The organism is Ferrovibrio sp. (assembly GCF_964218355.1).
GTDB lineage: Bacteria > Pseudomonadota > Alphaproteobacteria > Ferrovibrionales > Ferrovibrionaceae > Ferrovibrio.
In genome coordinates this window covers 194,591-216,556 of the sequence record NZ_CAXPMC010000020.1, presented here as the reverse complement: position 1 = coordinate 216,556, position 21,966 = coordinate 194,591, and the positions used below count along the sequence as shown (strand labels likewise).

The following is a 21,966-nucleotide window of genomic DNA, read 5'->3' as shown; positions in this document are numbered from 1 at the left end:
TGCAGGGACGCTAACTTAACCCCGGGCGGGCGTCAATACGACGTTCAGCGAATCGCCGCCGGGAATCGGCAGAAAAAGGCGGGGCCGGCCGCCGGCCGGGGGATTACCAGCGGATCAGGCCGCTTCCCCAGGTGAAACCACCCCCCATGGCCTCGACCAGCACAACATCCCCCCGCTTGATGCGACCATCGGCAACTGCTTCGGCCAGGGCCAGGGGAACCGATGCCGCCGAGGTATTGCCGTGCCGGTCAACCGTCAGGACGACCCGGTCAGTCCCCATCCCGAGCTTGCGGGCGGTCCCGTCAATGATCCGCTTGTTGGCCTGGTGAGGCACCAGCCAGTCAATGTCGGCCGGCTGCATCCCGACAGCATCGAGGGTTTCACGCACCACCTCGGCCAGATTGACCACGGCGTGCCGGAAGACTTCCTTGCCCAGCATACGCAGATGGCCGGTCGTCTGGGTGCTCGAGGGTCCGCCATCGACATATAGCAGATCGTGATGACGGCCGTCGGAGTGCAGATGCGTCGTCAGGATGCCGCGATCCGCATTGGTGCCGGTTCCCTCTTCCGCTTTCAGCACCAGCGCACCGGCACCATCGGCAAACAGCACGCAGGTTGTCCGGTCAGTCCAGTCGAGAATGCGTGAAAATGTTTCTGCACCAATCACCAGGGCAGTTTTCGCCTGTCCGGCTTTGATGAAATTGTCCGCAGTCGCCAGCGCATAGACGAAGCCGGAGCATACGGCCTGTACATCGAAGGCAAACCCGCGGGTCATGCCGAGCTGCGCCTGCACACGACAGGCGGTTGCCGGAAAGGTCTCATCGGGTGTCGATGTCGCCAGGACGATCAGATCGACCGAGGCAGCGTCGATGCCGGCATTCTTCAGGGCAGCTTCAGCCGCCTTGAGCGCGAGATCCGAGGTCTTCTCGCCATCCGCTGCAATATGGCGCTGCCGGATGCCGGTACGCTCGACGATCCACTCATCGGAGGTGTCAACCAGCTTTGCCAGATCGGCATTGGTCAGCACGCGTTCCGGCAGATAGCTGCCACATCCAACGACGACCGACCGGATCATAAAACCCTCGCACTCGATTCTTGTGTTTCTTGGGTCGCTTCTGTCAGACCTGCGGGCCGTCCGGACAGCGAATCGGCAAAGGCACCGGAGAAATCTGCTTTGATACGTTCGATCAGCCGATCCTGCGCCATATCGATCGCGACTTCCAGAGCTGCGGCAAACCCGACTTCATCGGTTCCGCCATGGCTCTTCACGGTGATCCCGTTAAGCCCAAGTAAAACGCCGCCGTTATAGAATCGCGGATCCATGCGGTCTTTCAGCATGGTCAGGCCGGCATTCGCGAACAGATAACCAATCTTCGTGAAGACCGAACGCTGAAATGCGGCTTTCAGCAGAGACGCCATCAGTTTTGCGGTGCCTTCTGCCGTCTTGAGTGCGACATTGCCGGTAAAACCATCGGTCACGATAACGTCGGTTTCACCAAGGGTGATGTCGTTCCCTTCCACGAAACCGACAAACTCGAAAGGCGGGTTCTCGACTGCCCGCAGAATCTCGGCTGCAGCGCGAACTTCATCATGCCCTTTTACATCTTCGACACCGACATTCAGCAGGCCCACACGGGGCCGGTGCCGTCCCAGTGCTGAATGTGCGAGATTGGCTCCCATGACGGCAAACTGAACCAGGTTGCGAGCGTCGCATTCAACATTTGCGCCGAGGTCCAGAAGGACTGTTTCGCCTTTCATCGTCGGAAAAAAGGAAGCAATTGCCGGCCGTTCGATGCCCGGCAGTGTCCGCAGCACGAATTTGGCCATCGCCATCAGCGCTCCGGTATTGCCGGCAGAGATGATGGCGTCCGCCTCACCCGAAGCGACCGAGTCGATCGCCAGACGCATGCTGGTATTCTTCCCGCGCCGCAATGCCTGGCTCGGCTTGTCGTCGCTGGCCACCTTCTCGTTTGTATGCCGCAGGTCGCACTTCTCCTGCAGCGCAGGGAAACGGCGCAGCAATGGCTCCACCTGCCCGGCATCGCCGAACAGGATGAACCTCACCTGCGGGAAACGCGGCAGAATGGCGGCAGCGCCTTTGACAACCATCTCAGGGGCATGGTCCCCCCCCATGGCGTCCAGCGCGATAGTCAAGGCCGCGGTCACACCGTTGCCCTTAACCGGTCAGCACATGGGCCTGAGAACACTCAGGCAGCAGCGGACTTCGCCACAACCTCACGGCCATCATAGTGACCGCAGGCACCGCACACATGATGCGGGCGCTTCAGCTCGCCGCAATTCGAGCACTCAACATGCGCGCTCGACTTCAGCGCATGATGGGAGCGCCCCATGTCGCGCTTCGAGCTGGACTTCTTCTTCTTCGGAACAGCCATGACACATCTCTCTCACAAGTCACGCGGGGCGGTTCGCAGTATCCTGCAGACCACCCCGGCCAGAATCCCCGCCTATATACTCTCGGCGCGCCCGGGGACCAAGGGCTTTCGCCTCAATCCTTTTTTTCCGCCTTCAGCCGGGCCAGCGCCGCGAAGGGGCTGATCTTCCCCTCCTCATCGTCCGGCTTCGGACGATATTGCTCCGGCATATCGGCCCCAGCCTTCCGCGGGTACGGATCCAGCCCGAGGGCCAGCTCCTCCGCCACCACTTCGCCAACGTCGATCCGACCATCGGCAAGCAGGTCCGGCGGGTCGGCAGAGTCCGGGTCCAGCCATTCCGGCTCGTCGGTCCCGGTTCGGGCGCCCCCGGCAGGTATGGTGGGGGCAAAACTGCGGCTGAAGCTCTCAGAAACCGCTTCCCGCACCGGCTCCAGTGACACCACGCAGGCCTGGTCCACATCCGCCTCGAAGCGGCCCATGACCAGGAAGTTTCCAGCAACAACCGGGTGCAGAACAACCTGAACGTGCGCCTCGAGCCTGTGGACAGCCAGGATCTGAAACCGGCGGGCCAAAGCGGTCCGCTCGGCTTCTGTCGCAATCAAATCCAGGTTTGCCCCTTCAGGGGGCAACTGCCCGGTCTCAACAACATGGCTGAACTCGACCGGCAGCGATTCTCTCGTCACGACGCGAACCTCCGGGCCGGTTGCGGTCAAGGCGGCGGAACATAGGGGTTTGCCCCGGGGCGGTCAACCGGGGACTGTCGGCTGCGCGACAGGAAAATCCACATGCCCGGCAAGCAGCTTGTCCGCCGGCTGAGACGCCAGCGCGGCATCGGCCCGTCTGATATAGGTCGCAACGGCGGCTATCTGCTCCTGCCGGACATCGCCCGAGGCATACAGGTTCCGTTTTAAGGCGGCTGGCAGCGTTTCATCGTCCCCGGCAAGCCCGCGATCATAGGCATCAATCCGCCCGTAATAGGCTTGGGCCATGGCCTTGACCTTCTTGCCGACACTGAGGTCGCCGACCCCGATTTCCCGCAGCGAGTTATCCATATCCGAGAACATGAGGTCGAACAGGGCCTGGTTAAGGTCCTTCGAATGATTGGAATTCTCTGCCTTCAGGCGGCGACTGACCAGAAAGGCATGCAGGATAATCATGTCAAAACGGCCATCCAGTGTGTCCGGCACACCAAAATCCCGGTAGAAGACAGGCTTCCGGGCCTGACTGACGATGGTCCGGTACAGGGCTACGGCCGCCTGGCGGGCTCCGTTTCGCGAACCGAGAGAGAAAAGTCTGCTAAGCATCTGTACTTGCACCATTATGCGGACGATCTTCAGGCGGGCATTTGCCTTTGAAAGCGCGAAAAGATAGTATGCGTCCCGCGTTATAGCGAGTCTTCTGTCATGTCCATCCGCCGGTACGGCGCGGCACTGGCCGCCCTGACTTTTTTGATGCTGCTGAATGCCTGTGCCCCGCGGGAGGATTTCCGCGGCACCAGCATTGATGAAGACAAACTGAAGCAGGTCGTGGTCGGCGAAACGACCGACGGACAGGTGGCTGCCCTGCTTGGCTCGCCATCCACGACATCAACCTTCCCTGACTGGGGCACGACCTTTTACTACATTTCCGGCGAGACCGAAGCCGTCGCTTTTCTGGCCCCCGAGGTGATCGACCAGCAGGTGGTGGCGATCGCTTTCGACAAGGACAGCCGCAAAGTGAAAGAGATCAAGCGCTACGGCATGAAAGACGGCCGGCAGATTGCCTTTGCCGGGCGGGAAACTCCGACCCGAGGCAAGGAACTCACCGTGCTCGAGCAGTTGTTCGGTAACTTCGGCCGCTTCACTGGCAATAACAGCGGCAAGTAGCACTCAGTTTCCACTGTTGACCCCGGCACCGGCAAATGTTGCCATGCCTGTGTGGCAGGCGATTGCGGCCCGCAATATGCCAAGCGCCACAGCGGCGCCGGATCCTTCTCCCAGACGCATCCCGATATCCAGCAAGGGATCGAGGCCAAGCCGCTCCAGCAGCCGGCGATGCCCGGGCTCAGCCGAGACGTGCCCTGCCAGGCAGTGATCCAGCGCGCCGGATTTGAGCCTGGCGAGTACGGCCGCGGCCGCACAAACAACAAAGCCATCCAGCAACACCGGGATCGATCGCCGGCGTGCTTCAAGGATTGCGCCGGTCATCGCCGCCAATTCCCTGCCGCCGACACGCCGCAAAGCCTCCAGCGGGTCCGACAGGGCGGTCCCATGCCACGCCAGCGCTGTGTCAACAGCGGCCACTTTCGTTTTCAGTGAAGCTCCGGTCACCCCAGTCCCGTGACCGGTCCAGTCCTGTCCTGTGCCGCCCATAAGTGCGGCGCTGAGGGCGGCCGCGGTGGTTGTATTTCCGATTCCCATTTCTCCAAGCAGCAAGAGATCCGCGTCGGATGGGACAGCTGCAGCGCCGGCATTGACCGCAGCTAGACATTCCGCGTCATCCATTGCCGCGGCGCCGGTGAAGTCCCTGGTTGGCCGGTCGAGCTCCAGGTCGATCACGGCCAGTGAAGCCTTGTGTAACTTGGCCAGCTGGTTGATGGCTGCGCCGCCATGACGGAAATTGGCCACCATCTGAACGGTCACTTCCGCGGGAAACGCCGACACCCCCTGGGCAGTTACGCCATGATTGCCGGCGAAGACCAGTATATGAACTGTCTCGAGGCAGGGAGCATGTCGCTGCCATTTCGCCAGATGGAACACACAATCCTCCAGGCGGCCAAGGGCGCCGGGTGGCTTGGTCAGCTGGCTGTCGTGACGGCGTGCATTCTCCTCGGCACTGCGATCCGGTTCCGGCAGGTCCGATAGCGCAGCGCGCAATGCTGTGAAATCGCTGTAAACACCACTCATGCCGCGCCCCACCCCAGCTTCGTTCCTGACTATCTGCGTGCTATAAGGCAGGAGCAACCGGATCGCAATCAGCAGCCATGACCGACAGCAACACCCCGCCAGATGATACCGCCCCTCGAAGGGCAGCAGTCGGCACGTTTTTTGACCAGTTCAGGATTGCCCTTTCCCTGCTGACCCGTCTGCCGGTTCCGCTCCCGCGGGAGCCGGTGTCCCTGTCGGCCACGGTCTGGGCGTTTCCCCTGATCGGCGTACTGGTCGGGCTTGCCGGGGGAGTTGTTTTCTTTGTCGCCAACCGTTTCGGTCTTGGCAACACCAGCGCCGCCCTGCTTACCCTGGGCTGCCAGATACTGCTCACCGGCGGTCTGCATGAGGATGGCCTTGCCGATACTGCGGACGGGTTCGGTGGCGGCCGTATAAAGGACCGCAAGCTGGAAATCATGCGGGACAGCCGGATAGGGACATACGGCGTGCTGGCCCTGCTGCTTGTGTTCGGACTGCGTTTCGCCGTGATCAGCGAGTTGGCCGGTAGCCTCGCCTCCATCTCGGGCGAATATGACGAAACCGTGAGCCAGAGCGGCGCCATCATTATTGCGCTGGTGGTTTCCGGGGCCCTTTCGCGTGCAGCAATGACGGCACTCTGGTATGCCCTGCCCCCTGCCCGTCAGGATGGCCTCTCGGCTGTAGCCGGAAAGGTCGGTGCCCCCTCCCTTGTCGCGGGACTGGTGATTGCTGCGGGTATTTCCTTCCTGCTGCTGGATGCCCCGCTTGTGGTCGCCAGTCTTGCGGCCGCGACGTCCATAACGCTGATAATGTCAGTCTTGTCTGTGCGCCAGGTCGGTGGGCATACCGGCGATATTCTTGGCGCCACCCAGCAGATTTCCGAAGTCGCAATCCTGCTGGCCATCAGCGCAGCCACCATTTCTGTCTGATAGAACAAGGGCCGGGTTGCCCCGGCCCTTTCCTGATCGGTATCCTGATTGGACGTCAGTGAGCCAGCACGGCCAGCAGCAGCAACGCCACAATATTGGTGATCTTGATCAGCGGATTGACCGCCGGTCCTGCCGTGTCCTTGTAGGGATCGCCGACAGTATCTCCGGTCACGGCCGCCTTGTGGGCATCAGATCCTTTGCCGCCATGATGACCCTCCTCGATGTACTTCTTTGCATTATCCCAGGCACCGCCGCCCGCCGTCATGGAGATGGCGACGAACAGGCCTGTGACGATCACGCCGAGCAGCATGGCGCCGACCGCTGCAAATGCAGCGGCCTGGCCGGCGATCCAGCTGATGACGAAATACAGGACGATCGGGCTGAGAACCGGCAGCAGGCTGGGAATAATCATTTCCTTGATCGCGGCCTTCGTCAGAAGATCGACCGCCTTGGAATAGTCAGGCTTGGCGGTGCCTTCCATGATGCCAGGGATTTCCTTGAACTGACGACGGACCTCGACAACGACGGAACCAGCCGCGCGCCCCACTGCCGTCATGCCCATGGCGCCGAAGAGATAGGGCAGCAAACCTCCGATCAGCAATCCGACAACCACGTATGGGTTGCTGAGGGAGAAGTCGATGGTGACCCCTTTGAAGAAATATTTCAGGTCTTCGGTATAGGCCGCAAACAGCACCAGCGAGCCGAAGCCAGCCGAACCGATCGCATAGCCCTTGGTGACTGCCTTGGTGGTATTGCCAACGGCATCGAGTGCATCGGTGGTCTTGCGTACATCCTTCGGCAGGTCCGACATCTCGGCAATGCCGCCGGCATTGTCAGTGACCGGACCATAGGCATCAAGCGCCACGATGATGCCAGCAAGCGCCAGCATGGTGGTTACCGCGATGGCGATACCGAACAGGCCGGCCAGCATATGAGTGGCAATGATGCCAATGACGATGAATATCGCCGGCAGCGCCGTCGCCTCCATCGAAACCGCCAGCCCCTGAATCACATTGGTGCCATGACCAGTGGTCGATGCCTGGGCAACGCTTCTGACCGGCCTGTATTCAGTGCCGGTGTAATACTCGGTTGCCCAGACAATGGCAGCAGTGACCAGCAGGCCAATGATGCCGCACCAGAACAAGCTCATGCCGGTGAAGCTGGATGCGCCGGCAGTCAGCGGCGTATCCATACCGATCATGTATTCGGTGATCGGCCAGAGCACGATCGCCGACAGGATTCCGGTTACGATCAGTCCTTTGTACAAAGCACCCATGATGTTCTGGCTGCTGCCGAGGCGGACAAAGAATGTGCCAATCACCGAGGTGATGATGCACGCACCGGCAATCACAAGCGGATATGCCATGATCTTTGCCATCAGGACGGCATCCGACGCAAAGTAGATCGACGCCAGTACCATGGTGGCAACAATCGTCACGGCATAGGTCTCGAACAGGTCGGCAGCCATACCGGCGCAATCGCCAACATTGTCGCCCACATTGTCGGCGATCACTGCCGGATTACGCGGGTCATCTTCTGGAATGCCGGCTTCGACCTTGCCCACCAGATCGGCACCGACATCGGCACCCTTGGTGAAGATGCCCCCGCCCAGACGGGCGAAAATCGAAATCAGCGACGAGCCGAATCCAAGCGCCACCAGGGCGTCAATCATTTCACGGGCCGGCGCGCCGAGGCTCTGCAGCACAAGGTAGTAGACAGCAACGCCCAGCAGCGCCAGACCGACCACCAGCAATCCGGTTACCGCTCCAGCCTTGAAGGCAATGCCGAGGGCATGTTCCATCCCCTTGCGGGCCCCTTCAGCGGTGCGCACATTGGCACGAACCGAAACGTTCATGCCGATATAGCCGGCAGCGCCGGACAGGACAGCGCCGATAATGAAGCCGATGGCAACTTTCAGCCCCAGGGTCGCACCGATGATGATGGCGACCACAACGCCGACGAGGCCGATGGTGCGATACTGGCGATTGAGATAGGCCGATGCGCCTTCCTGGACGGCGGCGGCGATTTCCTGCATCCGCGAATTGCCGGCCGACTCCGCGAGGACTGATCGCGATGTCCAGAGACCGTACAACAGCGCCAATACGCCACAGGCGATGGCGAACCACAACTCGGTCATGAGCGTTTTCCTTCCAAGGTTTATTGGTCTTGTGCTTTTACCGTAAAACACACGCCCGACCGGGCAGCGCTGCCCAGACCGGGATACGCGACTGCACTCAATTATTGGCCCCAGACTCGACGCGGGGCTGAAACCCAACGGTTATGCCAGAGAAGCCCGACGGGTGCAATATAGCTTTGTTTTTCCGGGGCTTAGGCCGCAGCTACCGCCTGGCGCCGCTGCAGGAGCAGCCAGACGGCGCCAAAAGCAGCCATCAGAATGAATGGAACGGCCCCCATCGGCACGAAATGCCAGCCCCAGTCGTACAGCACTTTGCCGGAACTGAGCGAGGCCAGGGCAACCGTGCCAAAAACCAGGAAGTCGTTCAGCGCCTGGGTCTTGTTCCGCTCGGCCGGCCGGTAGGCTTCGGTCAGCAGGGTTGTGCCGCCGATATACATGAAATTCCAGCCCACGCCGAGCAGCAGCAATGCCAGCTGGAAATGCAGGATCGTCACGTCATGCAGGGCTATGGCGATACAGACAAGATTTAGTACGGCACCGACAATGATGATCCGCAGCACGCCGAAGCGGGCAATCAGGTTGCCGGTGAAGAAACTCGGGAAGAACATGCCGAAGACATGCCACTGGATCACGGTGGCAGCCGCGCTGAACGGATGGCTGCAGAGCTGCATTGCCAGAGGCGTGGCCGTCATCAGCAGGTTCATCACACCGTAGCCGAACATGCCTGCCATCGCAGCCACAAAGAAAACCGGCTGCCGTACAATGGTGGCCAGAGGCCGCCCCTTTTCACTGATCTCGGCAGCATTGGGGGCAGGAATGGTGACGAAACTGAGAACTGCCAGCACGGCCACCGGCAATGCCGCGGCAGCCAGATAGCAGCCAAGAAACAGGTATGGCGTGAACAGGTCGCGGGTATGCTTGGCAATTTCAGGGCCGGCGAAGGCCGCAACAAGGCCGCCAATCATCACCCATGAAATCGCCCGGCTTTTCATCTGTACCGGCGCAATATCCGCGGCAGCAAAACGGTATAGCTGCACATAGGCGCTGGAGGCGCCAAAAATGAAGGCGCCGAGGCAGAACAGCCAGAATGACCCTTCGTATACCCCAAGGGCCGACAGCAGCGAACCGACAATTGCAATACAGGCGCCGGCAATAAAACCGAGTTTGCGGCCAATCCTGCGCATCAGCATGGAAGCCGGTATGGTGCTAAGTGCCGTTCCGGCCACAACGAAAGTCACCGGCAGGGTCGCCAGTGCCTTGTCTTCCGCGAGGATATGGCCGACCAGGCCGCCCAGGGTTACCTGCAGGGTGACCGCAGAGTTGGAGAGTGCCATGCAGATGGCCAGCGTCAGGACGTTCCGTTTGGCGGCAGCAGGAGATAAATCGGTCATGGCGGGAATCCGGAAGCCTGTTTTACTTATTTCAGCTGTCCAATAATATTCAGCAACAGCACCTGTGTCACTATTCCCTTGCCGAGCACGTCATCGGTCGGTTTCTGCAGTCTGTCGCGGAGGCTGTACAGATCTTTTGCCGTGAAGCGATCCGGCACGTCCAGCGGCGGGCCCTTCAGCAGTTCCGCGATATAGCGATCACGCAGCAGATGCATCTTCTCGTTCACCAGCGGCACATTGTCCGGTGGAACCTCAAGGTGAAAAATTGCGATCATCTCGCGGACCGGCTGTCCTGCCGGTTTCACATACAAACTGAATGGCTCCAGCGGCACGAAGGCTGGCCGTTTGGCAGGGATCGGCGGTGGCGGATCGTCGGACGCCATCTCTTCCGCTGCTTCCTTCGGTGCCAGCAGCAGGAGGTATACCGCCACCCCGCCGCCAGCTAGTGCCAGCAGCGCAATCAACGCGATCAGTATGAAAGCGACTTTCCGCACGTTCCGCAGTGTCCCATTCAGCTCTCAGCCAAAATGCTGAAACCCGCCCTTTGCCAGTGTCAGCGGCTGTCCGTCCCGGCCCGAAACTAGCACACCATCGCCCGCTTCGACATGGCCGATCCGCGTGACGGCCAGCTGCAGTTTCCGTGCAAGCTGAGCAATTGCACCCGCGGCCTCGGGCGGGGCCGCGAACAGAATCTCGTAATCGTCTCCACCGGTAAGGATCGTCTCCATCAGGCCCGGGTCATCCGCCAGCGCCCCCTTTGCCGCCAGCGAAAGCGGCACAGCATCAGCCTGCAGGACGATCCTGACGCCAGCCGTGTCTGCAAGATGGCCCGCATCCTGTATCAGGCCGTCGGATACATCCAGGGCGGCATTGGCAATCCCGCGCAGTCCCTGGCCGAGAGCCAGCCGCGGGATCGGCAGATGCAGCCGGCTGTCAAACATCATCATGGATGCAGACGGGAACAGGCGGTGATGCAATTTCGTTTCCAGCGCCAGGGCTGCATCACCGATACTGCCGCTGACATAGATATGGTCCCCGATCCGGGCCCCCGAACGCGGCAGCATGGTGCCGGTGGATACACAGCCGAAAGCGGTCACGGCAAGCATGATCCTGTCGGGATTCTGAACCGTGTCGCCGCCATAAAGGGGAAAGCCGAAGGTCTTCTGGTCCTGCGCGAGGCCGGCAGAAAAATCGGAAAGCCAGCCTTCATCCAGCGGTGCAGGCAGCCCGAGTACCAACTGATAACCCAGAGGCACAGCTCCTTTGGCGGCCAGATCCGAAAGGTTGACACGCAGCAGCTTGCGAGCCACGGATGGTGCCCCGTCTGATTTCAGGAAATGGATCCCTTCAATCATCGCATCGGTTGTGACGACGAGATCCTGCCCTGTCGGAACAGAAAGAACGGCCGCGTCGTCCTTCAGGCCGAAGGCTCCCGGGGCGGATGCCGTGAGAGGCGCCAGATAGCGGGCGATCAGGGTGAATTCGTCAGGGCCGCTGGACACGGCCAGCCTTCAGCCGTTCTGCTGGGCGGCAAACTCACCGGGGCGCAGTCGGCGCGCCACAGCATCGATGACGCCGTTAGCCAGCTTGATCTCGCGGGGGCCAAAGAATGCCCGCACGATACCGAGATATTCGTCGATCACAGTGGCGGCGGGGACATCAATCCGTGCCATCACTTCATATGTCGCGCAACGCAGCGCGTAGCGCAGGATTGATTCCATACGGTCTATGGCATCCGCCCGCGGCATGGCCGCACGGATAACCTCATCGATTTCAGTCTGCTGGCGCGATACACCGCGAACGATTTCAGTGAACCAGTCCGCATCGGCCTCGCGCATCTGCGCGCCGTCGATCTCTTCGGTCTGGCGCTTGGCCCGGAAATCGGCAATCACCGCTTCAGGGACGCCGCCGCCAAACTCGATTTCGTAAAGAGCCTGAACCGCAAACAGACGCGCAACCGACCTGCGTCCTGCCGGGCGGGGCGTTTTGCTGCCGCGGTTCTGGCTGCCCTCATTCATATCGAGAACAGTTGCTTGAGACCGATCATTGCCACACAGGCGAGCGCCGCCTGTCCGCCCTTGTCCTGTCGATCCTTGCGGGCGCGGTCCCAGGCCTGCTCCTCATTCTCGACCGTAATGATGCCATTGCCGATGGCGAGCTGGTGTTCGATGGCCAGTTGCTGCAAGCCACGTGCGCTTTCATTGATCACCACATCGAAATGCGCAGTTTCGCCACGGATCACGCAGCCGAGCGCTACGAAACCATCATAAGCACGTTCGCCCTTCCGGTTCATCGCGAAGCGGATTGCTGCCGGAATTTCCAGGGCACCCGGCACATCAATGCGATCGTAATCGAAGTCCGAGGCATCGATGGCTGCCTTGGCTCCCTCGAACAGAGCGTCAGCAATATCTTCGTAGAAACGGGCTTCCACGATCAGCACCCTGGGCTTGCGGATGTCGATCGACAGCCCCCCCATGACCTGACTCTTGCTGGTGGCGAATTTCTTGACTTTAGCAGGCTTCTTGGCGGCCGGCTTCCGCGCGCGCGATACCATGTTATCAGCTCTCCCTCTGAACACTGATCGGACGGGTCTCCACCACAGTCAGGCCATATCCGTCGAGGCCCACAATGGTACGCTGCACATTGGACAGGACAATCATTTCCTTAACCCCCAGGTCGACGAGGATCTGCGCCCCGATGCCATAATCCCGGAGTTGTGGATTGTTTTCAACAGGTTCGCCGATTTTCTGACGCACCCTGTCCGACAGCGCGGTCGCGCGCGGTTCCCGGATCAGCACCACCACGCCGCGGCCAGCCTCGCCGATCATCCGCATGGCAGCATGCAGCACGCCGGCGCGGCCGCCGTGATCTCCGAGAACGTCGTCCAGCACATTCAGCGCGTGCATGCGCACCATGACCGGCCCGCCGACAGAAATGTCCCCCTTCACCAGGGCAATATGCTCGGCATACTCGACCCGGTTGCGGTAGACCAGCATGCGGAACCTGCCGCCCCAGACGCTGTCTATCTCGCCTTCCACCACGCGGTCGATCAGATGGTCATTGCGGCGCCGGTAAGCGATCAGGTCCGCGATAGTGCCGATCTTCAGCCCATGCAGCTGGGCAAAGGCTATCAAATCCGGCAGCCGGGCCATGGTCCCGTCGTCGTTCATGATCTCACAGATCACGCCGGACGGGTTGAGACCTGCCAGCCGTGCTATATCCACGGCAGCCTCGGTATGCCCGGCCCTCACCAGGGTGCCGCCATCACGTGCGACCAGCGGGAAAATATGTCCAGGCGTGCCGATATCGGCCGGGCCCTTCGTCGGGTCTATGGCAACAGCGATGGTGTGGGCGCGATCAGCCGCAGAAATACCCGTGGTCACTCCTTCCCGCGCCTCAATGGAAACAGTAAAGGCCGTCTGGTGCCGTGTCGCATTCTGCTGCGCCATCAGCGGTATGCCCAACTGCTCGACCCGCTGGCGGGTCATGGCCAGACAGATCAGTCCGCGACCATGTTTGGCCATGAAATTGATTGCCGGTGCATCCGCCGTTTCTGCCGGGATGTAAAGGTCGCCCTCGTTTTCACGGTCCTCGGCATCAACCAGAATCACCATGCGGCCCTTACGGGCCTCCTCGATGATCTCCTCCGAAGATGCAATGTAGCGCCGGATGTCATCCATACCATTCACGATGCTTTCCCCCATTGCTGCAGGCGGGCGACATAGCGCGCAAGGGTATCGATTTCCATATTGACCTTGCTGGCGGCCGATAGCTGGCCCAGGGTAGTGACCTGCTGGGTGTGCGGGATCAGGTTCACGCCAAAAAGATTGCCCTGAACGCGATTGACCGTCAGTGACACGCCATCGATGGTCACCGAGCCTTTTTCAGCAATATAGCCGGCCAGGTCGGATGGGGCGTGGAACTGCAGCCGCAGAGAATCGCCTTCGGGCATGACATCAAGGACATCGGCAACACCATCGACATGTCCGGAAACAATATGCCCGCCCAGTTCATCACCGACCTTCAGGCTGCGTTCCAGGTTGACGCGGCTGCCCGGCACCCAGCTCCCGAGAGTGGTGCGCGATAGTGTCTCGGCCGAAACATCCACACTGAACCAGTCCTGGGCCTTCTGGACCACTGTCAGGCACACGCCCGAACAGGCAATGGAGGCGCCGATGGCAATACTGCCGGTATCGTAAGCCGTGCGAATCTGGAAACGGGCATCGCCCCGCATCTCGCGGGCTGTGACCGTGCCGATATCAGTAATGATGCCTGTGAACATGGCTCTAAGTTTTAGTGGGCTCTGACAAAGGTTTCCAGCAGGTCGTCACCCAGAATATCGGCCCGGATCCGTCGCCAGCGGGGCGCTTCCGCAACGATATCCACCCCGAAACCGGCTATGGCCGGCAGCCCATCGCCCCCGATCACACTGGCCGAGCGGAACCAGATCATCCGGTCGACCAGATCGGCCCGAATCAGGCTGGCGGCCAGCTTGCCGCCCCCCTCCACCAGAATACGGGTCAGTCCGCGGGCCGCCAGTTCCTGAAGGGCTTCGACCAGGTCAGGCAGGCCGGCGGCGTCAGGACGGACCGGAATGACATCAACCCCGCAATCCTGGAAAGCCCGCAGCCGCGCCCCTTCCGCATCTTCACGGGTGATGATCCAGGTCGGATTTTCCCGCGCAGTGGCCACCACCCTGGCCGTGAGGCTGAGGCGCAGACGACCATCCAGCACGATCCGGATCGGCTGACGTAACGGCAGGCCAGGCAACCGGCAGGTCAATTCCGGGTCATCCTGCAGGGCCGTATTGCTGCCAACCATGATCGCGTCGTTGCGACTGCGCAGCAGGTGGGTCCGCTGCCGGGACAGCGGAGATGTGATCCACTTGCTGTCACCTGCATGTGTGCCAATACGCCCGTCCAGACTGACCGCCAGCTTCAGTGTAACCAGGGGGCGGCTTTGCTGGCGTGTCATCAGGAAACCCGCATTGAGGTCGGCCGCCGCCAAGGACAGGCAATCTTCCTGAACGGCAAGTCCGGCTTCGCGCAGCATGGCAAAGCCTTTCCCGGACACCCGCGGGTCCGGATCCTCAATCGCAGCCACGCAGCGGACAATCCCTGCCGTGATCAGGGCTTCAGCGCATGGCGGTGTCTTGCCATGGTGGCTGCAAGGCTCGAGCGTGACATAGACTGTGGCGCCTCTTGCCATGGCACCGGCCTGTTCCAGCGCCATGGTCTCGGCATGCGGGCGGCCTCCAGGCTGGGTCCAGCCCCGACCGAGAATACGGCCGTCTTTAACAATAACGCAGCCAACCGCCGGATTCGGCCAGGTATTACCCAGCCCCCGCGCCGCCAGGTCCAGCGCGATACGCATGAAGCGCTCGTCCTGGTCCGGCCGGCCTGCGGTATCAGTCATCGTCGCTGCCGGCACCGCTCAGAGAACCAATGAACTCTTCGAAATCCTTGGCTTCGCGGAAGTTGCGATAAACGGAGGCAAAGCGCACATAGGCAACCTTGTCCAGTGCCGCCAGGCCGTCCATTACCAGTTCGCCAATCGCATCCGACTTGATTTCGCTCTCACCTGAACTTTCCAGGCGCCGCACGATTCCGTTGATCAGCCGTTCGATCCGTTCCGGATCAATGGGCCTCTTCCGCGTCGCGATCATGATCGATCGGGCCAGCTTGTCGCGATCAAATGGCACTTTCAGGCCATTCTTCTTGATGACGGTCAGCTCGCGCAACTGTATCCGTTCAAATGTCGTGAAGCGAGCGCCGCAATTTGGACAGAAGCGACGGCGGCGGATCGCCGAGTTGTCCTCGGTCGGCCGCGAATCCTTCACCTGGGTATCGTCATTCCCGCAAAACGGACAACGCATCGCCTGTGGTCTCCCCCACTCCTGGTCCGGCTTTTATTATGTGCGCGGATAAATCGGGAAGCGGTTGCACAGCGCCACCACCTTCTCCGCCACGGTGCGCTCGACATCCGAGTTGTCATTGGTCTGTTTGGCCAGACCATCCATCGCATCGGCCATCAGGTGGCCGATCTGTCGGAACTCGGCCACACCGAAGCCTCGTGTCGTGCCTGCAGGGCTGCCGACACGGACACCCGAGGTCACTGTCGGCTTCTCTGTATCGAAAGGCACGCCATTCTTGTTGGTTGTGATGCGCGCCCGCTCCAGGCTCTCGACCACAACATTACCCTTCAGGCCCTTGCCGCGCAGATCGACCAGCATCAGGTGGTTGTCCGTACCGCCGGAAACCAGATCGTAGCCGCGTTCCTGCAGCGCGGCGGCCATCGCCTTCGCATTATCCAGCACCGCCTGGCTGTACGCCCGGAATTCCGGCGTCAGCGCTTCGCCAAAGGCGACGGCCTTGGCCGCAATCACGTGCATCAGCGGGCCGCCCTGCAGGCCGGGAAAGACCGCCGAGTTGATCTTCTTTGCCAGTGCCTCGTCATTGGTCAGCACCATGCCACCACGCGGTCCGCGCAGGGTCTTGTGTGTCGTCGTGGTGGCAACATGGGCATGCGGAAATGGGCTCGGATGCACATTGCCGGCAACCAGACCGGCAAAATGCGCCATGTCGACCATGAAGACGGCGCCAACGCTGTCGGCGATCTCACGGAAGCGGGTAAAATCCCAGAAGCGCGGATAGGCCGACCCTCCGGCGATGATCAGCTTCGGCTTGTGTTCGGCAGCCAGCCTGGCCACCTGCTCCATGTCGATGCGCTGGTCATCCTTGCGCACGGTGTAGCTGACCACGTTGAACCACTTGCCTGACTGGTTGGCAGCCGAGCCATGGGTGAGGTGACCGCCGGCCGCAAGATCGAGGCCCATGAACGTGTCGCCGGGTTTCAGCACGGCCATGAACACGGCCTGGTTTGCCTGGGCGCCGGAATGGGGCTGCACATTGGCGAAGCCGCAGCCGAACAGCTTCTTGGCCCGCTCAATTGCCAAGTTTTCGGCAATATCGACGAATTCGCAGCCATTGTAATAGCGCTTGCCGGGATACCCTTCGGCATACTTGTTGGTTAGCACCGAACCCTGCGCCTCGAGCACTGCCCGGCTGACGATGTTTTCCGAGGCGATCAACTCGATCTGGTGCTGCTGGCGGTCCAACTCGCCGGTCACCGCGGCGTAAAGTTCAGGATCGGCCTGGATCAGCGGGCGCTCGAAAAAGCCGGCATGCGTGACGGTGGGCTTGGCTGCAGTGCTGGACATGGTGGGACTCCGAAAACGGGGCGTCTGAATTCCGGTCAGGCCGGCTGGCCGAGTTTGGCCACACGGCCGATATGGCGGCCGCCGCCGAAGTCGGTGGCCAGAAAAGTCTTTACACAGTCGCGGGCAGTTTCCACGCCGATCAGGCGGGCGCCGAGTGCCAGCACATTGGCATCATTATGCTCGCGGCACAGGCGGGCGCTGGTGATGTCATGACAGAGAGCGGCACGGCAGCCCGGGATACGGTTGGCGGCAATCGAGATGCCGATTCCTGTGCCGCATACGGCGATACCGCAGGCCGCCTTGCCTGCCCCCACCGCCTCGCCCAGGGCCCGGCCATAATCGGGGTAGTCGACGCTGTCCGGCCCATCGGTGCCGAGGTCGAGGATGCCATAGCCCTGGGCCTTAAGCTCGTCGCGCAGCAGGTTCTTCAGCTCGAAACCCGCATGATCGGCGGCAAAGGCGACCGTGGGCTTGGTCATGGGCAAATACCTCGGGGAAGAATGCGCCGGACCCTACAATATCCGGTGGCTGGTGCCAACCCCAGCACCAAGAAAATGCATTTTCACGTCCCAATCGCCGTCTGGAAGGGCGTTAGAACGCATAGAGTACACGCAATCAAGAAAAAAGCCCGGCGATACCCGCCGGGCTTCTTCCCCAGATCCAGGCGGATCAGTTCACATAGTCATAGGAGCCGTTCTTCCAAACATAGACCTTGTAGGCCGGGGTGGTGGTGTCACCCTTGCCGTCGAACGAAACCTCGTTCAGCACGGTCTTGAACTTGCCGGCCCGCATGGCCTTTTCCACATCGCCAGTCTTGAACGACTTCGCGGTGGTGGCGGCCTGCGCCCACACCTGGATGGCAGCGTAGGTGTAGAGGGTGTAACCCTCCGGGTCATAGCCCTGCGCCTTGAACTTGTCGACGATCGGCTTGGCGACGACGTTCTTGCGCGGATCGGCATCGAAGGTCATCAGGGTGCCCTCACCGGCCGGCCCCGAAATCGCCCAGAACTGCTTATCGACCAGGGCGTCACCACCCATCAGCGCGGCAGTCAGGCCCTGCTCCTTGGCCTGGCGGACAATCAGGCCGCCTTCCGGATGGTAGCCACCCAGATAGATCAGGTCGATACCGGCCGCCTTCATTTTCGAGACCAGCGCCGAGTAATCCTTCTCGCCCGGCGTGATGCCCTCATACATGGCTTCCTTCATGCCTTTCGCATTCAGGCTCTTCCTGGTTTCGTCGGCAAGGCCCTGCCCATAGGCGGTCTTGTCGTGCAGGATCGCGACCTTCTTGCCTTTGAACTTGGTGGCAATGTAATCGCCGGCCACCATGCCCTGCTGATCGTCACGGCCGCAGACGCGGAACGTGTTCTTGTAGCCACGGTCGGTGTATTTCGGATTGGTCGAGGCCGGCGTGATCTGGAGGATGTTTTCCTCCTTGTAGACGTCGGAGGCCGGAATCGACGAGCCGGAGCAGAAGTGACCAATCACCACTGCCACCTTCTCCTGGACAGAGCGGTTGGCCACGGCCACGGCCTGCTTCGGATCGCACTGGTCGTCACCCAGAACCAGCTGGATCTTCTGGCCATTGACGCCACCGGCAGCATTGAGATCGGCGACGGCCATTTCCGCACCGCGCTTCATCTGCTCGCCAAAGCTGGCCAGCTGGCCCGTGATCGGACCGTTCAGCGCGATCTTCACATCCGCCGAAGCCGTGCCGGCGAACAGCCCGGCGGCGGCAAATACGGCCAAACCTGCAGTCAGTTTACGCATGGATACATCTCCCCGTTTTTGATGCGCTGGTTCAAGACATTAGACAGTCATCCGGTCCCGGGCAACAACCTCAGGTATCGGATCCGATTTCCCGCCATCCGAGCAGCCCCCGCCGCGCGTATAGCCAGGGATACTGATGCACCATCTGGTCCGCCCGGGTCAGCCGGAAGCCAAAGCTTGCAAAACCAAGCACCACCCCCACAGCCACAAGATATGGCACAATGGCCAGCAGTTGCTCCCCAAACAGTGCGAAGGACAGGAAACGGTTGGTGGCGGCCAGCAGGAGACTGTAAGGCACCACCTGCAGGTAGGGCCGCCAGGTGCCGGCTATGGCCTGCCCCATCAGGAAGGCGCATCCACCGGTCAGGATCAGGGTCAGTCCGATGAAGACCCAGATATTCTCGCCAAGGATGTCACTCATCCGTGCCCCCCTTCGAGATAGGCCGCACGAATCTGCTCATCCGCCAGCAACTCGGCACCGCTGCCGGTCATCGTGATCTTGCCGTTCACCAGAACATAGCCGCGATGCGCCAGCTTCAGGGCATGATAGGCATTCTGTTCGACCAGCAGGACAGTAACACCATCCTGGCGGTTGACCTCCTCGATGATCGAGAAAATCTGCCTTACCACCAGAGGTGCCAGGCCAAGCGATGGTTCGTCCAGCAACAGCAGCCGCGGCCGGCTCATCAGGGCGCGCGCGATGGCCAGCATCTGCTGCTCGCCGCCCGAAAGCGTGCCGCCGCGCTGCTCGCGCCGCTCCTTCAGGCGCGGGAACAGCGTGAAGACCCGCTCGAGGTCGCTGTCGAAATGAGCCGGATTACCGGCCACAGCACCCATGCGGAGATTCTCCAGCACCGTCATGCGCGCAAAGATGCGGCGCCCTTCCGGAGCATGGGCCAGGCCGTGGCGTACCAGATGATGGGTCGGCAGACCGACAATATTCTGTCCCTCCAGGGACACGCTGCCATAGCGCGGCTTTGGATGGCCACAGATCGACATCAGCAGCGTCGATTTACCGGCGCCGTTGGCGCCGATCAGCGCGACGATTTCGCCCTTTCCGACGTCTACATCAACGCCTTTCAGGGCATGGACGGCACCATAATAGGTGTGAAGACCGGAGACCTGCAGCATCAGGCGGCCCCCTTCTCGTCAGAATCAGGCTCGCCGAGATAGGCGCGAATTACAGCCGGATCATTGCGGATTGCTTCCGGATCGCCATCGGCAATCTTCTTGCCGTAATCCAGTACGACAATGTGGTCGGAAATCTGCATGACCACGCTCATGTCGTGCTCGATCAGCAGAACGCCGCAATTATGCTCGTCACGAATGAATCTGAGCAAATCATTCAGTTCGGCTGACTCCCGTGGGTTCAGACCGGCGGCGGGTTCATCAAGGCAGAGCAGAACCGGCTCGGTGCACATCGCGCGGGCAATTTCCAGCCGTCGCTGGCCGCCATAGGGTAGACCACCGGCCGGTTCGTCGGCCTCGGCGACCAGGCCGGTTCGCTCAAGCCAGTACTTCGCCCGCTCAATGGCGACGGCCTCGGCCTCGCGATAACCCTGCCAGCCAAACAGCCCCAGCACCGTATAGCCAGAGGCCCGCATCAAGCGGTTGTGCTGGGCCACCACCAGATTCTCTAGCACCGTCATCTTCGGAAACAGGCGGATATTCTGGAAAGTACGGGCCACCCGTGCCCTTGCGGCAATATCATGGCCCTGCATCCGTTCCAGCAGGTAATGCTCGCCATTGCAATTGAGGGTCAGGCGGCCGACCGTCGGCCGGTAAAAACCGGCAATACAGTTGAACACGGTGGTCTTGCCGGCCCCATTGGGGCCGATGATGGCAGTGATCTGCCGCGGCATGGCGTCAAAGGATACGTCATTCACCGCGACCAGGCCGCCGAAGCGCATGGTCAGGTGTTCAACCCTCAGCAGAGGATTCGTCATGGCGAACCTCCGCTGCCGGTTTTAAGCTTGGCCAGCCTGATGGTCGGTTCGCGATGTGCCAGCAGCCCCTGGGGCCGCCAGATCATGATCAGCACCATGGCTGCACCGAATGCCAGCATGCGGTAGAGCGAGAATTCGCGCGCCAGTTCCGGCAGCAGCGTGAGGAAGGCTGCTGCGAGGACGATGCCAGCCTGGCTGCCCATGCCTCCGAGCACGACGATGGCCAGAATCACGGCAGACTCGATGAAGGAAAAGCTTTCTGGGCTGATGAAGCCTTGCCGGGTGGCAAAGAAACTGCCGGCAAAGCCGCCGAACATGGCGCCAATCGCAAAAGCAGTCAGTTTGGTGTTGGTCGGGTTGATGCCAAGCGCCTTGCAGGCAATCTCGTCTTCGCGAAGGGCCTCCCAGGCGCGCCCGACCGGCAGTTTCCGGATGCGCATGGTGAACAGGTTGGTGATCAGCGCGAGCACCAGGATCACGTAATACAGAAATATGATCCGATGTAGTGACGTGTAGTCGAGCCCGAACAGATCGTGGAATGCCGTCTGCCCATCTGGCGGACTCGCTGTGAATGGGAAGCCGAAAAACGAAGGCCGGTCGATGCCCGTGATTCCATTCGGTCCCTGGGTGACATCCGTCCAGTTCAGCAGGATGATGCGAATGATTTCGCCAAAACCGAGGGTTACGATGGCCAGATAGTCGCCCCGCAGGCGCAGGACCGGGAAACCCAGCACGATGCCGAAAATTGCTGCGAACATGCCGGCCAGCGGCAGACTTTCCCAGAAACCGAAGCCGAAATGCAGTGACAGCAGAGCGTAGGAATAGGCACCGACGGCATAGAAAGCGACATAGCCGAGATCCAGGAGGCCGGCGAGACCGACCACGATATTCAACCCCCAGCCCAGCATCACGTAGATCAGCACGACTGTCCCGAGATCGATCACCGTGCGATCCGCGAACGGCATCATCGGCAGCACAATGGCAAAGGCGATCAGGAGCGGCATCAGCCATTTGTCGGCCTTGCTGCCCAACCGGGTCAGCAGATCCCGCTGTTCTGCCTCATCGGCCGACTGGGCCATGGCGATCTTGCGATCGCGATGCCAGTCCAGCAGCCACATGAAGGCGAAGCGGCCGGCAAACACAATCACCGCTGCCCATGCCACATAATCGAACCGCGTTCGGATACCGAGGGGGCCACCGGTATCGATGGTTTCAAAGCCCAGCAGTGGCAGGGCAAGCACCGCAGCCACGAAAGCCGCCAGGACAGAATCGCGCAGGCGCTGTTGCAGTGTCATC

Annotated in this window: 25 protein-coding genes; 2 read left to right on the top strand and 23 right to left on the bottom strand. The window is 61.0% G+C overall.

Translation table 11 applies throughout. The annotated features are described in order from the left end of the window. Window positions 1-103 precede the first annotated feature (103 nt). The 5 genes from ACEQZY_RS15200 to ACEQZY_RS15180 all read right to left on the bottom strand — a co-directional run bounded on the left by ACEQZY_RS15200 (window position 104) and on the right by ACEQZY_RS15180 (window position 3,697). Window positions 104-1,075, bottom strand: a complete 972-nt coding sequence (locus ACEQZY_RS15200) for a beta-ketoacyl-ACP synthase III (protein WP_341701952.1) — start codon at window positions 1,073-1,075, stop codon at window positions 104-106. Next, window positions 1,072-2,166, bottom strand: a complete 1,095-nt coding sequence (plsX, locus tag ACEQZY_RS15195) for a phosphate acyltransferase PlsX (protein ID WP_370155580.1) — start codon at window positions 2,164-2,166, stop codon at window positions 1,072-1,074. The genes ACEQZY_RS15200 and plsX overlap by 4 nt, the downstream gene beginning before the upstream one ends. A gap of 41 nt (window positions 2,167-2,207) precedes the next feature. Continuing rightward, on the bottom strand, window positions 2,208-2,393 hold the full coding sequence (gene rpmF / locus ACEQZY_RS15190; RefSeq protein ID WP_341701954.1) for a 50S ribosomal protein L32: 186 nt from the start codon (window positions 2,391-2,393) through the stop codon (window positions 2,208-2,210). Between the two features lie 113 nt (window positions 2,394-2,506). Beyond that, window positions 2,507-3,106 (bottom strand): DUF177 domain-containing protein, encoded by a 600-nt coding sequence (locus ACEQZY_RS15185; protein WP_370155577.1) that lies wholly within the window; start codon window positions 3,104-3,106, stop codon window positions 2,507-2,509. A 33-nt stretch (window positions 3,107-3,139) separates the two neighbouring features. Further along, entirely contained in the window at window positions 3,140-3,697 is a 558-nt protein-coding gene (locus ACEQZY_RS15180) for a ubiquinol-cytochrome C chaperone family protein (protein WP_370155575.1), read from the bottom strand. 99 nt (window positions 3,698-3,796) lie between these two features. On the opposite strand from ACEQZY_RS15180, the gene ACEQZY_RS15175 reads away from it, so the two are divergent. Then, window positions 3,797-4,258: an outer membrane protein assembly factor BamE gene (locus ACEQZY_RS15175; protein WP_341701957.1), complete on the top strand. Its 462-nt coding sequence runs from the start codon at window positions 3,797-3,799 to the stop codon at window positions 4,256-4,258. Between the two features lie 3 nt (window positions 4,259-4,261). On the opposite strand, the gene cobT is transcribed toward ACEQZY_RS15175, so the two are convergent. After that, a complete protein-coding gene (cobT, locus tag ACEQZY_RS15170) occupies window positions 4,262-5,278 on the bottom strand; it encodes a nicotinate-nucleotide--dimethylbenzimidazole phosphoribosyltransferase (protein WP_370155572.1) in 1,017 nt (338 codons plus the stop codon). Between the two features lie 77 nt (window positions 5,279-5,355). Between cobT and cobS the strand changes: the two genes are divergently transcribed. Further along, complete coding sequence (cobS, locus tag ACEQZY_RS15165) at window positions 5,356-6,207, top strand: adenosylcobinamide-GDP ribazoletransferase (RefSeq protein WP_370155569.1); 852 nt, start codon at window positions 5,356-5,358, stop codon at window positions 6,205-6,207. 55 nt (window positions 6,208-6,262) lie between these two features. Here the strand turns inward: cobS and ACEQZY_RS15160 are convergent, their stop codons facing one another. The 17 genes from ACEQZY_RS15160 to livM form a co-directional block, all read right to left on the bottom strand. Further along, a complete protein-coding gene (locus tag ACEQZY_RS15160; RefSeq protein WP_370155619.1) occupies window positions 6,263-8,344 on the bottom strand; it encodes a sodium-translocating pyrophosphatase in 2,082 nt (693 codons plus the stop codon). Window positions 8,345-8,535: 191 nt separating this feature from the next. Next, window positions 8,536-9,735, bottom strand: coding sequence for an MFS transporter (locus tag ACEQZY_RS15155; RefSeq protein WP_341701960.1), 1,200 nt, complete (start codon window positions 9,733-9,735; stop codon window positions 8,536-8,538). Between the two features lie 26 nt (window positions 9,736-9,761). After that, on the bottom strand, window positions 9,762-10,229 hold the full coding sequence (locus ACEQZY_RS15150; protein WP_341701961.1) for a hypothetical protein: 468 nt from the start codon (window positions 10,227-10,229) through the stop codon (window positions 9,762-9,764). Window positions 10,230-10,253: 24 nt separating this feature from the next. Beyond that, window positions 10,254-11,237: a thiamine-phosphate kinase gene (gene thiL, locus ACEQZY_RS15145; RefSeq protein WP_370155565.1), complete on the bottom strand. Its 984-nt coding sequence runs from the start codon at window positions 11,235-11,237 to the stop codon at window positions 10,254-10,256. 9 nt (window positions 11,238-11,246) lie between these two features. Next, window positions 11,247-11,753, bottom strand: a complete 507-nt coding sequence (nusB, locus tag ACEQZY_RS15140) for a transcription antitermination factor NusB (protein WP_341701963.1) — start codon at window positions 11,751-11,753, stop codon at window positions 11,247-11,249. Further along, entirely contained in the window at window positions 11,750-12,289 is a 540-nt protein-coding gene (locus ACEQZY_RS15135; RefSeq protein ID WP_341701964.1) for a 6,7-dimethyl-8-ribityllumazine synthase, read from the bottom strand. Before ACEQZY_RS15135 ends, nusB begins: the two co-directional genes overlap by 4 nt. Before the next feature lie 4 nt (window positions 12,290-12,293). Beyond that, entirely contained in the window at window positions 12,294-13,415 is a 1,122-nt protein-coding gene (ribB, locus tag ACEQZY_RS15130; protein ID WP_341702025.1) for a 3,4-dihydroxy-2-butanone-4-phosphate synthase, read from the bottom strand. Window positions 13,416-13,420: 5 nt separating this feature from the next. Then, complete coding sequence (locus ACEQZY_RS15125; RefSeq protein WP_370155562.1) at window positions 13,421-14,017, bottom strand: riboflavin synthase; 597 nt, start codon at window positions 14,015-14,017, stop codon at window positions 13,421-13,423. Between the two features lie 11 nt (window positions 14,018-14,028). Beyond that, a complete protein-coding gene (ribD, locus tag ACEQZY_RS15120; protein WP_370155560.1) occupies window positions 14,029-15,150 on the bottom strand; it encodes a bifunctional diaminohydroxyphosphoribosylaminopyrimidine deaminase/5-amino-6-(5-phosphoribosylamino)uracil reductase RibD in 1,122 nt (373 codons plus the stop codon). After that, the gene (nrdR, locus tag ACEQZY_RS15115; protein WP_341701967.1) at window positions 15,143-15,610 is read right to left on the bottom strand and encodes a transcriptional regulator NrdR; all 468 of its coding nucleotides are present in this window, start codon (window positions 15,608-15,610) and stop codon (window positions 15,143-15,145) included. The genes ribD and nrdR overlap by 8 nt, the downstream gene beginning before the upstream one ends. Window positions 15,611-15,646: 36 nt before the next feature. Continuing rightward, window positions 15,647-16,954 carry a serine hydroxymethyltransferase gene (gene glyA / locus ACEQZY_RS15110; protein WP_341701968.1) on the bottom strand — a complete coding sequence of 436 codons (1,308 nt, stop codon included), beginning with the start codon at window positions 16,952-16,954 and terminating at the stop codon, window positions 15,647-15,649. Between the two features lie 35 nt (window positions 16,955-16,989). Beyond that, window positions 16,990-17,433, bottom strand: a complete 444-nt coding sequence (gene rpiB, locus ACEQZY_RS15105; RefSeq protein ID WP_341701969.1) for a ribose 5-phosphate isomerase B — start codon at window positions 17,431-17,433, stop codon at window positions 16,990-16,992. 190 nt (window positions 17,434-17,623) lie between these two features. Next, window positions 17,624-18,724, bottom strand: a complete 1,101-nt coding sequence (locus ACEQZY_RS15100) for a branched-chain amino acid ABC transporter substrate-binding protein (RefSeq protein ID WP_341701970.1) — start codon at window positions 18,722-18,724, stop codon at window positions 17,624-17,626. Between the two features lie 70 nt (window positions 18,725-18,794). After that, window positions 18,795-19,145 carry a DUF6867 family protein gene (locus ACEQZY_RS15095; RefSeq protein ID WP_341701971.1) on the bottom strand — a complete coding sequence of 117 codons (351 nt, stop codon included), beginning with the start codon at window positions 19,143-19,145 and terminating at the stop codon, window positions 18,795-18,797. Further along, a complete protein-coding gene (locus ACEQZY_RS15090) occupies window positions 19,142-19,855 on the bottom strand; it encodes an ABC transporter ATP-binding protein (RefSeq protein WP_370155556.1) in 714 nt (237 codons plus the stop codon). The genes ACEQZY_RS15095 and ACEQZY_RS15090 overlap by 4 nt, the downstream gene beginning before the upstream one ends. Next, window positions 19,855-20,634 (bottom strand): ABC transporter ATP-binding protein, encoded by a 780-nt coding sequence (locus ACEQZY_RS15085; protein WP_370155554.1) that lies wholly within the window; start codon window positions 20,632-20,634, stop codon window positions 19,855-19,857. The genes ACEQZY_RS15090 and ACEQZY_RS15085 overlap by 1 nt, the downstream gene beginning before the upstream one ends. Window positions 20,635-20,666: 32 nt before the next feature. Beyond that, a complete protein-coding gene (gene livM, locus ACEQZY_RS15080; protein WP_370155617.1) occupies window positions 20,667-21,965 on the bottom strand; it encodes a high-affinity branched-chain amino acid ABC transporter permease LivM in 1,299 nt (432 codons plus the stop codon). Window position 21,966 lies beyond the last annotated feature (1 nt).

Excerpts from the sequence above, each read along its gene's own strand:
- ACEQZY_RS15200 (WP_341701952.1), bottom strand. The coding sequence starts at position 1,075 with ATGATCCGGTCGGTCGTCGTTGGATGTGGCAGCTATCTGCCGGAACGC.
- rpmF (WP_341701954.1), bottom strand. The coding sequence starts at position 2,393 with ATGGCTGTTCCGAAGAAGAAGAAGTCCAGCTCGAAGCGCGACATGGGG.
- ACEQZY_RS15180 (WP_370155575.1), bottom strand. The coding sequence starts at position 3,697 with ATGCTTAGCAGACTTTTCTCTCTCGGTTCGCGAAACGGAGCCCGCCAG.
- ACEQZY_RS15175 (WP_341701957.1), top strand. The coding sequence starts at position 3,797 with ATGTCCATCCGCCGGTACGGCGCGGCACTGGCCGCCCTGACTTTTTTG.
- cobT (WP_370155572.1), bottom strand. The coding sequence starts at position 5,278 with ATGAGTGGTGTTTACAGCGATTTCACAGCATTGCGCGCTGCGCTATCG.
- cobS (WP_370155569.1), top strand. The coding sequence starts at position 5,356 with ATGACCGACAGCAACACCCCGCCAGATGATACCGCCCCTCGAAGGGCA.
- ACEQZY_RS15160 (WP_370155619.1), bottom strand. The coding sequence starts at position 8,344 with ATGACCGAGTTGTGGTTCGCCATCGCCTGTGGCGTATTGGCGCTGTTG.
- ACEQZY_RS15155 (WP_341701960.1), bottom strand. The coding sequence starts at position 9,735 with ATGACCGATTTATCTCCTGCTGCCGCCAAACGGAACGTCCTGACGCTG.
- nusB (WP_341701963.1), bottom strand. The coding sequence starts at position 11,753 with ATGAATGAGGGCAGCCAGAACCGCGGCAGCAAAACGCCCCGCCCGGCA.
- ACEQZY_RS15135 (WP_341701964.1), bottom strand. The coding sequence starts at position 12,289 with ATGGTATCGCGCGCGCGGAAGCCGGCCGCCAAGAAGCCTGCTAAAGTC.
- ribB (WP_341702025.1), bottom strand. The coding sequence starts at position 13,415 with ATGGATGACATCCGGCGCTACATTGCATCTTCGGAGGAGATCATCGAG.
- ACEQZY_RS15125 (WP_370155562.1), bottom strand. The coding sequence starts at position 14,017 with ATGTTCACAGGCATCATTACTGATATCGGCACGGTCACAGCCCGCGAG.
- ribD (WP_370155560.1), bottom strand. The coding sequence starts at position 15,150 with ATGACTGATACCGCAGGCCGGCCGGACCAGGACGAGCGCTTCATGCGT.
- nrdR (WP_341701967.1), bottom strand. The coding sequence starts at position 15,610 with ATGCGTTGTCCGTTTTGCGGGAATGACGATACCCAGGTGAAGGATTCG.
- glyA (WP_341701968.1), bottom strand. The coding sequence starts at position 16,954 with ATGTCCAGCACTGCAGCCAAGCCCACCGTCACGCATGCCGGCTTTTTC.
- rpiB (WP_341701969.1), bottom strand. The coding sequence starts at position 17,433 with ATGACCAAGCCCACGGTCGCCTTTGCCGCCGATCATGCGGGTTTCGAG.
- ACEQZY_RS15100 (WP_341701970.1), bottom strand. The coding sequence starts at position 18,724 with ATGCGTAAACTGACTGCAGGTTTGGCCGTATTTGCCGCCGCCGGGCTG.
- ACEQZY_RS15095 (WP_341701971.1), bottom strand. The coding sequence starts at position 19,145 with ATGAGTGACATCCTTGGCGAGAATATCTGGGTCTTCATCGGACTGACC.
- ACEQZY_RS15090 (WP_370155556.1), bottom strand. The coding sequence starts at position 19,855 with ATGCTGCAGGTCTCCGGTCTTCACACCTATTATGGTGCCGTCCATGCC.
- ACEQZY_RS15085 (WP_370155554.1), bottom strand. The coding sequence starts at position 20,634 with ATGCGCTTCGGCGGCCTGGTCGCGGTGAATGACGTATCCTTTGACGCC.
- livM (WP_370155617.1), bottom strand. The coding sequence starts at position 21,965 with ATGACACTGCAACAGCGCCTGCGCGATTCTGTCCTGGCGGCTTTCGTG.